Here is a 12,485-nt window from a genome sequence, read left to right as displayed (position 1 = left end):
CCGGCGCGGGTCAGGGCGCGAGGATCACCGAGCGGGTGAGGTGGCGGGGCCGGTCGGGGTCGAGGCCGCGGGCGGCGGCGACGGCGACCGCGAGGCGCTGGGCGCGGACCAGTTCGGCGAGCGGGTCGAGGGTGCCCGCGACCCACTGGGCGCCGGTGGCCCGTACCTGTTCGGCGAGGCCCGGGGGTGCCTCGCCGAACATCCAGGTGGCGGTGCCGTGCGTGGTGACGCTGATGGGACCGTGCCGGTACTCCATGGCCGGGTAGGACTCGGTCCAGGCGCGGGCGGCCTCGCGCATCTTCAGCGCGGCCTCGTCGGCCAGGCCGACGGTCCAGCCGCGGCCGAGGAAGGTGAACTGGGTGCGGTCCGCCAGCCCTTCGGGCAGGTCCTCGGCGAGGGCGGTACGGGCGTCGGCGACGACGGCGTCGGTGTGCAGGCCCAGGTGGGCGCGGAGCAGGGTGAGCGCGGTGGTCGCGAAGCGGGTCTGCACGACGGAGCGTTCGTCGGCGTGGTCGAGCACGACGAGGTCGTCGGCGACCTCCATGACGGGGGTGCGCGGGTCGGCGGTGATCGCGGTGGTGCGCACCCGGCCGCGCGTCTTGCCGAGCAGTTCGAGCACTTCGGTGGTGGTGCCGGAGCGGGTGAGGGCCACCACGCGGTCGTAGGGGCGGTCGTGCGGGAACTCCGAGGCGGCGAAGGCGTCCGTCTCGCCCTGCCCGCTGCTCTCGCGCAGCGCGGCGGCGGCCCGTGCCATGAAGTACGAGGTGCCGCACCCGACGACCGCGACCCGCTCCCCCGGTGCGGGCAGGGCGGCACGGTGTCCGGGGGCCTCCGCGGCGGCCCTGGTCCAGCACTCCGGTTGGGTGCGCAGCTCGTCCTCGACATGCGTCATGCCGTAACCCCTCCCTGCGGTGATTGTTTTTGCAAGGTAGCGCGATTTTTCAAGCATCTTCAAGCATTCGATGGAAGGTGGGGTGCGCTAGGGTCACCGGGAGGACACGGAATGGAGGGTGCGGATGTCACGCGACGCCCGCTGGAAGGCGCTGCTGGAACTGCTCGTCGAGCGCGGCCGGCTGGACGTCGAGGAGGCGGCCGCCGAGCTGGAGGTCTCGGCCGCGACGATCCGCCGGGACTTCGACCAGCTCGCCGAGCAGCAGATGCTCGTCCGCACCCGGGGCGGCGCGGTGGTGCACGGGGTGTCGTACGAGCTGCCGCTGCGCTACAAGACCGCCCGCCGCGCCTCCGAGAAACAGCGCATCGCCAAGGCGGTGGCGGAGCTGATCGCGCCCGGTGAGGCGGTCGGTCTCACCGGGGGCACGACCACCACCGAGGTGGCCCGCGCGCTGGCCGTGCGCGGCGACCTCGGCTCCGGCTCGCCCGCGCTCACCGTGGTCACGAACGCGCTCAACATCGCCAACGAGCTGGCCGTACGGCCCCAGTTCAAGATCGTGGTGACCGGCGGGGTGGCGCGGGCCCAGTCGTACGAGCTGATCGGGCCGCTCGCGGACGGCGTCCTGGCCCAGGTCACGCTGGACGTGGCGGTGCTGGGGGTCGTCGCCTTCGACGCGGTGCACGGCGCCGCCGCGCACGACGAGGCCGAGGCCGCGATCAACCGGCTCCTGTGCGAGCGCGCCGAGCGGGTGGTGGTCGCCGCGGACTCCAGCAAGCTGGGGCGGCGGGCGTTCGCCCGGATCTGCGGCACGCGCGAGGTGGACACGCTGGTCACGGACACGGCGGCGGACGAGGCCACGGTCCGCCGGTTCGAGGACGCGGGGGTCCGGGTCGTCGCGGTGTGACCGCGCACGGAAACCTCGCGCCCGGCGGGCGAGGCGGTGGGGCGGCCCGGCGGCGTCGCGGTCGGCTCCGGCCGGCGTGGAGCCGGGATGGGGGCCGGCTCGTGGACTGATCCATTCCGGGGGTCCGGCCATCCTCGGCGCCCTAAGCTGGGAAACGCGTTGGGGCGGACCGTTCGAGGGAGGCTGCGATGGGCGAGGCACCGAGTGACGGCACATCCGGGGGCTCGCGCTATCTGCCGATCGCCGAGCACGGGCTGATCGGCGATCTGCGCAGCGTGGCCCTGGTCGGCACGGACGGCACGATCGACTGGTACTGCTGCGGCGCGTTCGACGCCCCGAGCGTCTTCGCGTCGGTCCTGGACGCGGAACGCGGCGGCTCCTTCCGGCTGTCGGCGGCCGGACCGGCGAAGACCAAGCAGTTCTACTTCCCCGACACCAACGTCCTGATCACCCGCTTCTTCACCGAGGACGGCGTGGGCGAGGTGCAGGACTTCATGCCGATCCGGGGCGAGTCGGTCGAGGCCGAACGGCACCGGCTGATCCGGCGGGTGGTGTGCGTCCGCGGTTCGGTCGTGTTCCGGGTGCGGGTGGCGCCGCGCTTCGACTTCGGCGCCCAGGAGCACACCCTGCGCATGGACGGCGACGTCGCGGTGTTCGAGTCGCCCGCGCTGTCGCTCGCGCTCACCGCGACCGTGCCCCTGGAGCCGGACGGTCCCGACGCCCAGGCGGAGTTCAAGCTGGCCGAGGGCGAGTCGGCGGTGTTCGCCCTGGACCAGGTCGGCGGCGACGTGTCGCCACGCCGGTGTCCCCGGATGGAGGCGGAGGAGCAGTTCGACGCGACGGTGAAGTACTGGCGGCGCTGGCTGTCGCAGTCCCGGTACCGGGGCCGCTGGCGGGAGATGGTGCACCGCTCGGCGCTCACCCTGAAGCTGCTCACCTACGCGCCGACCGGCGCGATCGTCGCCGCCCCGACGACCAGCCTGCCCGAGCAGCCGGGCGGCGAGCGCAACTGGGACTACCGGTACGTGTGGGTGCGCGACGCCGCCTTCTGCGTGTACGCGCTGCTGCGGCTGGGCTTCACCAGCGAGGCCGAGGCGTTCATGAACTTCGTGACCCGGCACATCAGTCCGGGCGACGGCCACGCCTCCGGACCGCTGCAGATCATGTACGGCATCGACGGCCGCACCGATCTGACGGAGCGTGAACTCGACCACCTGGAAGGGCACGAGGGCTCGGCCCCGGTCCGGGTCGGCAACGCGGCCGCCGAGCAGCTGCAGCTCGACATCTACGGCGCGCTGATCGACTCCATCTACCTGTACGACAAGTGGGCACGGCCCATCTCCAGCGCCCAGTGGGACGACGTGTGCGCCCTCGTCGACTGGGTGTGCGAGCACTGGGACCAGCCCGACGAGGGCATCTGGGAGACCCGGGGCGGGCGCAAGAACTTCCTGTACTCGCGGCTGATGTGCTGGGTGGCGATCGAGCGGGCCATCCGGATGGCCAACCGGCGCGGCCTGCCCGCCGATCTGCCGCGCTGGCAGGCCTGCCGGGACACCATCTACCGGCGGATCCACAGCCGCGGCTGGTCGGAGAAGCGGCAGGCGTTCACGCAGTACGAGGACGGCGAGGTGCTGGACGCGGCGGTGCTGATGATGCCGCTGACCAAGTTCATCGCGCCGACCGACCCGAAGTGGCTGTCCACGCTGGACGCGCTGACCGATGAACTGGTGTCGGACTCGCTGGTCTACCGCTACGACCCCGAGGCCAGCCCCGACGGGCTGCGCGGCGACGAGGGCACGTTCTCGATCTGCTCGTACTGGTACGTCGAGGCGATGGTGCACGCCGGCCGGGTGGACGAGGCGCGGCTGGCGTTCGAGAAGATGCTCACGTACGCCAACCATCTGGGCCTGTACGCCGAGGAGATCAGTCACACCGGCGAGCAGCAGGGCAACTTCCCGCAGGCGTTCACCCATCTCGCCCTGATCAGCGCCGCGTTCAACCTGGACCGTGCCCTCGGCTGATCCGTCCGCGTCCTTCTGGAGAGTTCGTATGACGAGCCTCGACGGCGTCCCGCGCCCCCGCACGGCCGGGCACGCCCGCGTGGTGCCCGCGTTGACGCTGACCGGGGTGCGGCTCGGTGCGGGCGGCCCGGCCGGGGCGCTGCGGATCGCGGGCGGCCGGATCGTCGCCGTCGCGGCGGACGCCGAGGACCTGGGGACCGGCGCCCGGGAGAGCGTCGTCGACCTGGCGGGGCGGGTGGTACTGCCGGGGCTGGTGGACGCCCATGTGCACGCGGCGCAGTGGGCGAGCGTGCGGCACCGGCTGGATCTGTCGCAGGCGGACTCGGCGAGCGCGGTCGCGCGGGCCGTACGGCGGCGGGCGGCCGAGGCGGCGGAACCGGAGGTGCTGATCGGGTACGGCTTCCGGGACGGGCTGTGGCCGGACGTGCCGCACCGGTCGCTGCTGGACGCGGTGTGCCCGGACCGGCCGGTCGCGCTGGTCAGCGCCGATCTGCACGCGGCCTGGCTGAACTCTGCGGGCCTCGCGCTGGTCGGGCGCGGCGGGCATCCGACGGGGGTGCTGCGCGAGCACGAGTGCTTCGCGGCGGTCGCCGCGCTGCCCGAGGTGCCCGTGGACGTCCTGGACCGCTGGGTCGCCGAGGCGTGCCGGGCGGCCGCCGCGCGCGGGGTCACCGGCGTGATCGACTTCCACTACGCGGACAACCTCGGCGACTGGGGCCGGCGTGCCGCCGCCGGGCCGCTCGCCGTGCGGGTGGACGCGGCGGTCTATCCGGAGCACCTGGACGCGGCGGTCGGGCGCGGCCTGCGCACCGGCGACGTCCTGCGCGGTACCGGCGGTCTGCTGCGGATGGGCCCGCTGAAGCTGTTCACGGACGGCTCCCTCAACACGCGCACCGCGCTGTGCTGCGACCCGTACCCCGGGCTGGAGGGCACCGAGGAGGCGTACGGCATCGAGCAGACGCCGTACGAGGAGCTGGTGCGGCTGATGCGGCGGGCCGCCGGACACGGTGTCGAGCCGGCCGTGCACGCGATCGGCGACCGGGCGAACACCCTGGCGCTGGACGCCTTCGCGGCGGTCCGCTGCCGGGGGCGGATCGAGCACGCCCAGCTGCTGGCCGCCGCGGACGTGCCGCGCTTCGCGGAGCTGGGGGTGACGGCAGGGGTGCAGCCGGCGCACGCCCCGGACGACCGGGACGTGGCGGACCGGCACTGGGCCGGGCGCACCGGGCGGGCCTTCGCGTACGGCGATCTGCTGGCCGCCGGGGCGCGGCTGGAGTTCGGCTCGGACGCGCCGGTCTCCCCGCTGGACCCGTGGCTGGGCATCGCGGCGGCGGTCAGTCGAACCGGCGACGAGCGGCCCGCCTGGCATCCGGAGCAGCGGATCCCGCTGCGGGCGGCGCTCACCGCGGCGGCGCGGGGGCGGGGCCTGATCCGGGTCGGCGACCCGGCCGACCTGGTGGTGCTGGAAACGGACCCGCTCACCGCGGACGCCGGCACCCTGCGGGAGATGCCCGTGCACGCCACGCTGCTGGGCGGACGCTGGACGCACGGTCCGCTCGCCTGACGTCCCCCTTCCGAGTGTCTGCCCGTCAGAGGCCGACCGCGCGTCGCGCCAGCAGGGAGCGGTGGATCTCGCCCGCGCGGATCGCCGTGGTGGACAGCAGGGTCGAGGTGAGTCCGTGGGTGTGTTCGGTGCTGCCCTGGAGGTAGATGCCGGCGGCGACGTCGGGGGCGGTCTCCACCAGGTGGTCGCGGGTGACGCGCAGGGCGTCGCCGTCGTCGCGGAGGCAGACCTTGGCGGCCTCGCCGAGCAGGGCGGCGGGGTCGCGCGGGCGGTAGCCGGTGGCGTGCACGAGGAGGTCGGCTTGGAGGGTCCGCTGTTCGCCGGTGGGCAGGAACTCCACGCCGACTTCGAGCGAGCCGTCGGCCCGGGTGCTCACCTCACGGATGCGGGAGACGTTGAGGAAGCGCAGCCGCTCCCGGCCGGTGACCTTCTCCTGGTAGGCGGTGGCGTACAGGGACTCGATGAGGTCCATGTCGACGACCGAGTAGTTGGTTGAGCGGTGGTAGTCGAAGAGGGACTGCTTGACCTCGGCCGGGGCGGCGAAGTACACGTCCACCGCCTCGGGGTCGAAGATCCGGTTGGCGAACGGGCTGTCGTCGGCGGGGGTGTAGCCGTACTTGGCGAAGACCGCGCAGATCTCGGCGTCGGGGAAGGAGCGGTGCAGGTAGTCGACGGTCTCGGCGCCGCTCTGCCCGGCGCCCAGGACGATCGCCCGGCGCACGGGGGCCCGGGTGGCGGTGAGTTCGGCCACCCGGGGCAGTAACTGGCTGTTGTGCCAGACGCGTTCGGTGAGGGTGACGCCGGGCGGCACATGGGGTTCGAGGCCGACGGCGACGCTGAGGTTGCGGGCGCGGCGGGTGACGGTTCCGCCGGCGGGATCACGGCAGACGACGTCGAAGGCGGTGACGGTCCCCGTCTCGTCGCGGACCGGTTCGATGGCGGTGACCTCGTGGTCGTAGGCCACCTGGTGGCGGACCCGGGCGGCGGCCCATTCGAAGTACTCGTGGAACTCCACGCGCAGCGGGAAGAGCGTCTTCTGGTTGAGGAAGTCGATCAGCCGGCCTTTCTCCCTCAGGAAACACAGGAAGCTGAAGTCGCTGGCCGGATCGCGCAGGGTGACGAGGTCTTTGAGGAACGACACCTGCATGGTGGCGTCGTCGATGAGCATGCCCCGGTGCCAGCCGAACCGCGGCTGGCGTTCCAGGAACAGGGAGTCGAGCCGGCGGTCCGCCGGAAGGCCCGCGTTGTGTTCCTCGATGGCTATGGCCAGTGCCAGATTCGACGGGCCGAAACCTATTCCGAGGATGTCGTGGATGCTGTTCGAGTCCGATCCCTTGAGCGGTGATTTCACCGTGGCATCGCCTCCCTCAGGCAGGCACATGTTAGATAAGGTAAGCCTTACCTTGCAACGGAGCCGCCGAAGGGGAGCACCTTCATGCGCGTCGTCATGTTCGGGTACCAGACCTGGGGTCACCGCACGCTCCAGTCCCTGCTGGACTCCGACCACGAGGTCACCCTCGTGGTCACCCACCCCAGGAGCGATCACGCCTACGAGAAGATCTGGGACGACAACGTCGCCGAACTCGCCGAGAAGAACGACCTTCCCGTCCTGCTGCGCAACCGCCCCGACGACCCGGAGCTCCTGACCGCGCTGCGCGAGGCCCGCCCGGACATCATCGTCGCCAACAACTGGCGCACCTGGCTGCCACCGGAGGTCTTCGACCTGCCCCCGCACGGCACCCTCAACATCCACGACTCGCTGCTGCCCGCCTACGCCGGCTTCTCGCCCCTCATCTGGGCGCTCGTCAACGGCGAGGAACGGGTCGGCGTGACCGCGCACCGGATGAACGGCGAACTCGACGCCGGGGACATCCTGATCCAGCGCGCGGTGCCGGTCGGCCCCACCGACACCGTGACCGACCTGTTCCACCGGACCGTCGACCTGATCGCCCCCATCGTGCGCGAGTCGCTGGACCTCATCGCCTCCGGCAAGGACGCGGGGCTGTGGCAGCCGCAGGACCGCAGCCGGGCGAGCTTCTTCCACAAGCGGTCCGCGCGGGACAGCCTGATCGACTGGAACTGGCCCGCCGAACGGCTGGAACGCCTGGTGCGCGCCCAGTCGGACCCGTACCCCAACGCGTACACCTTCCACCGCGGGCAGCGCCTGCGGGTCGTCTCCGCGGCGGTCTCCGAAGGCCGTTACGGCGGCACTCCCGGCCGCGTCTTCATCCGCGAGGGGGACGGCGTGGTCGTCGTGGCGGGCGCGGACGCGCACACCGGCAGGCACCCCGGACTGCTGGTCCGGCGGGTGCGCACGGACGACGGCACGGAGTACGCCGCCACCGACTGGTTCCGGACGATGGGCGGCTATCTGACGAGCCACCCCGACGTCCACTGATCTGCTGCTGATGGGTCGTCAATTTGTGCGGTGAGCAATGCGCTTGACCGCAATCCGTTGCTGAGGCAAGGCTTACCTTGCTTAACTGACGGCCGTACACATCTGCCCGTACCTGGCGGAAAAGGGGCGTTGTACATGACGAGACCGTTCCTGAGGACCCTGATCGTCCTCTCCCTGGCCGCCGGACTGGCCGCCTGCGGTTCCGTGGAGGACGACGAGGAGGGCGGCGCGGCGCCGGGCGGGTCCGGGGCGGGGTCCTCCTCCGCCGCGTTCCCGGTGAGCATCAAGCACAAGTTCGGGACCACCGAGATCGAGCAGGCCCCGGAGCGGATCGTGGTGATCGGCGACGGCGGCACGGACGACGTGGACGCGCTGTACGCCCTCGGTGTCCACCCCGTCGCCATGTCCAAGGACGCCTTCGCCGCGGACGGGATCCACCCGTGGCTGAAGGACAAGGTGGACACCGAGCGGACCAAGCTGCTGGACACCATGAACGGCGTCGACTACGAGGAGGTCGCCGCCCTCCAGCCGGACCTGATCCTCGCCACCTCGGACTTCCAGCTGGACAAGAACTACGACAAGCTCGCCGCGGTGGCGCCCACCGTCGGCTTCGAGACGGAGTGGGGCCGGCAGACCTGGCAGGAACACGTGCAGGTGGTCGGCCAAGCCGTCGGCAGGGAGGAGAAGGCCGCGCAGGTCGTCGAGGACACCGAGGCCGCCATCGCGGAGGTGAAGGAGAGGCATCCGGAGCTGGCGGGAAGGACGTACAGCCTGTCCATCGGCAACACACCCGCCAAGATCTTCACCATCGCCTCCGAGGACGACTTCGCGGCCAAGCTGATGGGCGAGCTGGGCCTGCGTCTGACCCCGTCGGTGACGGACATCAAGACGGTCAGCGGCAGCCCCACCGGTGAGCTGTCGTTCGAGCAGCTCGACAAGCTCGACGCCGACCTGGTGATCATCGCCTTCACCACACCGGAGCTGAGAAAGGCGTTCGAGGCGAGCACGCTGGTGAAGAACATGGGCGCGGTGCGCGACGACCGTTACGTGGTCACCGACGTCTCGACCATCAGCCAGCTGCGCAGCCCGTCCGCGCTCGGCATCCCATGGGCGCTGGACAACCTGGAGCCCGGTTTCGCCAAGCTGGACCGATAGCCGTCCACTCCAGGGGGGGGGCGGGGCGGCGGGGTGCTCGACACGCACCCCGCCGCCCCGTCGTGCACGCCCCTACGCGTCGCGCAACGCGGAGTCGACCTCCTCCGCCGACATCGTCTCGATCTCCAGGTGGATCGCGGCCACCTGTTCGAGGCGTCCCGGGGTCTCCTCCTCCGCGGCGAGGCGTCCGGCCATGCCGCCGGCCGTGAGACCGGCGAACAGGGAGCGGACGGTGACCTCGGAGGTGTCCAGCGCCTCCCGCAGCCGGGCCACGATGACGGTGGCGAGCACCGAGTCGCCGCCGAGGGCGAAGAAACCGTCGTCGAGGCCGACCCGGTCCACACCGAGGACGTCCGCCCACACCCGGGCCACCACCGTCTCCAGCGCGGTGCCCGGCGCCCGGTGCGCGGGCTCCTCCGCGCCCGCCTCCCACAGCGCGCGGACGGCACGCCGGTCGAGCTTGCCGTTCGCGGTGAGCGGCAGCTCCCCGGCGACGGCGATCCGCGCCGGGACCATGTGCGGGGGCAGCGCCTGCCGCACCCAGTCCCGCAGTTCGCCCTCGGCCGTGCCCGGGTCGGCGGCCACCGCGGCGGCCAGCTGGACGCCGGGCCCGCGAGTGAGTCCGGCCACGGCCCGGCGTACGGCGGGATGGCGGGCGAGGGCGGCCTCCACCTCGCCCGGTTCGATCCGGAAGCCGCGCAGTTTCACCTGGTGGTCGCGGCGGCCCAGGAACTCCAGGGAGCCGTCGGGCCGGTACCGGGCGAGGTCGCCGGTGCGGTACCAGCGAGTCCCGTCCCGCTCCACGAACCTGTCGGCGGTCCGCGCCGGATCCCGCCGGTAGCCGAGCGCCACGCCGTCCCCGCCGATCCACAGCTCGCCGGGCACCCAGTCCGGGCAGTCCCGGCCGCGCCCGTCGACGACCCGGCAGCGCACGTTGCGCAGCGGGGTGCCGTACGGCACCGACCGCCAGTGCGCGGGCACCCGGCCGTCCGTCACCTCGCAGACGGTCGAGTGGATCGCCGTCTCGGTGGTGCCGCCGAGCCCGGCGAACCGGCAGCCGGGGGCCCGCTCGGCGAGCCGGGCCGGCAGGTCGGTGCCCACCACGTCGCCGCCGAGCAGCACCGCCCGCAGCCCGGCGAGTTCGCCGGGGCCGGTGGCGAGCAGCAGCATGTCCAGCAGCGGCGGCACGCAGTTGAGGAGGGTCACGCCGTGGGCGTGCACGAGGTCGACCCAGTGGCGTGCCTCGCGCCGGTCGTCCTCGTCGACGAGTACGACCGCGCCGCCCGCGCCGAGCAGCCCGAACACGTCGTAGACGGAGAGGTCGAAGTCGAGGGCGGACAGGGCGAGAGCGCGGTCGTCGGCGCCCACCGCGAAACGCTCGTTCAGGTCGTCGAGGGTGTTCACGGCGGCCCGGTGCGGGATCTCGACGCCCTTGGGTTCGCCGGTGGAACCCGAGGTGAACAGCACATAGGCGATCTGCTCGGCCTCCCCCGGCACCGGCTCCGCCAGCGGCGCGTGACCGCATGCCTCGGCGACCGGCAGGGCGTCGGCGCCGTCGAACGGGCGGCCGTCGGTGAGGGCGACGGTGAACCCGGCGGTGGCGGCGATGCGGGCGCGGCGGGCGGGCGGCTGGTCGACGCCGACCGGGACGTAGGTGCCGCCCGCGGCCAGCACCCCGAGGACGGCGGTGATCTGGTCGGGGCCCTTGGGCAGGGCGACCGCGACCGTGTCGCCGCGACGTACCCCGCGCGCCACCAGGGCGGCGGCACAGCGCAGCCCCCGGTCGGCCAGCTCGCCGTAGGTCATCGCCCCCCGCTCTCCCCACAGCAGCGCCGGTGCGCCGGGGTGCTCGGCGGCGCGGGTGAAGAAGGCCTCGTGCAGCAGGCGCCGGCCGCGCGGGCCGTCGGTGGCGTTGACGGCGGCGCGGACCACCCGCTGGTCGGGGGGCAGCAGCTCGGGCACGGGCCGTTCCCAGACGGTGTCGTCGGTGCCGAGCCGGGTGACGAGCCCGTGGAACGCGGCGAACATGGCGTCGACCAGTCCGGGCGGGAAGGCGTCCTCGCGGACGTCCCAGTTGAGCAGCAGTCCGCCGTCGACCTCGGTCACCTGGGCGTCGAGCAGCACCTGCGGGCCCTGCGAGACGATCCACACCGGCTCGCCGAAGCACCGCCGCACGCCCGCGTCGAACAGCTCGCCCAGGTTCAGCGCGCTGGTGAACACCACGGGAGCGAGCACCTGTTCGCCGCGGTGCCGGGAGAGGTCCCGCAGCACCTCCACGCCGGAGTGGTCGGCGTGGGCGGCGTCGGTGTGCATCCGGTCCTGGAGGCGCCGGGCGTGCGTGGTGAACGGCGCCTCGCCGGTGAGGTCGACGTCGAGGAGCACCGAGCTGGTGAAGTCGCCGACGAGCAGGTCGACGTCGGGGTGGGAGCCCCGGCGGTCGAACATCGGCACGTTCAGCAGGAAGCGCTGCCGTCCGCCGAACGCGGCCAGCGTCTCGGCGAAGGCCGTCGCCACCGCCATGGCGGGGGTGAGGCCGTGCCGGTGGGCGCGTGCGGTGAGCCGGTGCTTCTCCCCGGGCGGCAGCCAGTGGTGGCGCCGGGTCACGCGGGTGGGGTCGGCGCGCTCGCCCTCGGGGACGAGCGGCAGGTCGGGCGCGCTGGGCAGGTCGGGGACGCGGCGCCGCCACCACTCGCCCGCCTGTTCGCGGCTCAGCCGCCGCACCTCGGCGCGTTCGGCCAGGTAGTCCGGGTAGGAGGTGCGGATCGGCGGCAGTGGCGCGGCGGGGGTCTCGTAGAGGCCGGCCAGGTCGGACATCAGGATGCGGTAGCTGAGCGCGTCCGCGGCGAGCATGTCGACGTCGACGTGCAGCCGGCCCCGTCCGTCGGGCAGCAGCGACAGGTGCACGGCGAAGACCTCGCCCGCCTCGATGTCCAGCCGGGCGTGCGACAGCGTCTGCCGCAGCTCCTCCAGCCGGACGGCGGCCGTCTTGTCGTCCAGGCCGCGCAGGTCGTGCACGGTGGTCGCCGGGCGGGTGAGCGCGGGCAGGATCTCCTGCCGTCCGTCGTCGGTGAACCGGGCCCGGAGCATGGCGTGCCGGTCGGCCAGGGCGCGTACGGCGGTGTCGAGGCGGCCGGGGTCGAGGCCGGGCCCGTCGAACTCGACGTAGAGGTGCGCGGCGACGGATCCGAGGGTGGTCTCGTCGCCGCGGCCGATCCAGTAGGCGTGCTGCATGACGGCGAGCGGGAACGGCTCGCCGGGGGCCGTGCCGGGTGCGGTACCGGGTGCCGGGGGCACGGGTCCGGGGTCCGGGGCGCCGGCGGCGGGGGCGTGCGCCTGGAGCAGGGTGCGCCAGGCGCGCAGGGTCGGTTCCTTCGCCAGCTCGGCGAAGCCGACCTTGACGCCCTGCCGGCGCCAGCCGCCTGCGATCCGCATCAGGGTGATGGAGTCCAGGCCCCAGGCGATGAGGCTGTCGTCCTCGCCCGGCGGGGTGTCGAACGTGTCGGTGACCGCGCGGAGCAGTTCGTCGGCGGTCGGGGGTTGCTGCGTCACCG

General features: G+C 73.0%; 8 protein-coding genes. 5 read left to right on the top strand and 3 right to left on the bottom strand.

All coding sequences use genetic code 11. The annotated features are described in order from the left end of the window. Positions 1-10: 10 nt before the first annotated feature. The gene (locus ACSU6L_RS33840) at positions 11-892 is read right to left on the bottom strand and encodes an SIS domain-containing protein (RefSeq protein ID WP_437063066.1); all 882 of its coding nucleotides are present in this window, start codon (positions 890-892) and stop codon (positions 11-13) included. A 124-nt stretch (positions 893-1,016) separates the two neighbouring features. Between ACSU6L_RS33840 and ACSU6L_RS33835 the strand changes: the two genes are divergently transcribed. The 3 genes from ACSU6L_RS33835 to ACSU6L_RS33825 all read left to right on the top strand — a co-directional run bounded on the left by ACSU6L_RS33835 (position 1,017) and on the right by ACSU6L_RS33825 (position 5,381). Next, positions 1,017-1,796, top strand: a complete 780-nt coding sequence (locus ACSU6L_RS33835) for a DeoR/GlpR family DNA-binding transcription regulator (protein ID WP_073945253.1) — start codon at positions 1,017-1,019, stop codon at positions 1,794-1,796. A 188-nt stretch (positions 1,797-1,984) separates the two neighbouring features. Then, positions 1,985-3,817, top strand: a complete 1,833-nt coding sequence (locus tag ACSU6L_RS33830; RefSeq protein ID WP_437063064.1) for a glycoside hydrolase family 15 protein — start codon at positions 1,985-1,987, stop codon at positions 3,815-3,817. A gap of 28 nt (positions 3,818-3,845) precedes the next feature. Further along, complete coding sequence (locus ACSU6L_RS33825; RefSeq protein WP_437063062.1) at positions 3,846-5,381, top strand: amidohydrolase; 1,536 nt, start codon at positions 3,846-3,848, stop codon at positions 5,379-5,381. Positions 5,382-5,406: 25 nt separating this feature from the next. On the opposite strand, the gene ACSU6L_RS33820 is transcribed toward ACSU6L_RS33825, so the two are convergent. Continuing rightward, the gene (locus ACSU6L_RS33820) at positions 5,407-6,762 is read right to left on the bottom strand and encodes a lysine N(6)-hydroxylase/L-ornithine N(5)-oxygenase family protein (RefSeq protein WP_437063060.1); all 1,356 of its coding nucleotides are present in this window, start codon (positions 6,760-6,762) and stop codon (positions 5,407-5,409) included. 54 nt (positions 6,763-6,816) lie between these two features. Between ACSU6L_RS33820 and ACSU6L_RS33815 the strand changes: the two genes are divergently transcribed. After that, positions 6,817-7,779, top strand: coding sequence for a methionyl-tRNA formyltransferase (locus tag ACSU6L_RS33815; RefSeq protein ID WP_437063058.1), 963 nt, complete (start codon positions 6,817-6,819; stop codon positions 7,777-7,779). 135 nt (positions 7,780-7,914) lie between these two features. Continuing rightward, on the top strand, positions 7,915-8,934 hold the full coding sequence (locus ACSU6L_RS33810; RefSeq protein WP_437063056.1) for an iron-siderophore ABC transporter substrate-binding protein: 1,020 nt from the start codon (positions 7,915-7,917) through the stop codon (positions 8,932-8,934). 72 nt (positions 8,935-9,006) lie between these two features. On the opposite strand, the gene ACSU6L_RS33805 is transcribed toward ACSU6L_RS33810, so the two are convergent. Then, positions 9,007-12,483: an amino acid adenylation domain-containing protein gene (locus tag ACSU6L_RS33805; RefSeq protein WP_437063054.1), complete on the bottom strand. Its 3,477-nt coding sequence runs from the start codon at positions 12,481-12,483 to the stop codon at positions 9,007-9,009. Positions 12,484-12,485: the final 2 nt, after the last annotated feature.

It is taken from the genome of Streptomyces sp. enrichment culture (assembly GCF_964272855.1).
In the GTDB taxonomy this organism is placed as follows: Bacteria; Actinomycetota; Actinomycetes; order Streptomycetales; family Streptomycetaceae; genus Streptomyces.
The sequence above is the reverse complement of the archived record's forward strand: the minus strand, read 5'-3'. Positions and strand labels throughout refer to the sequence as shown.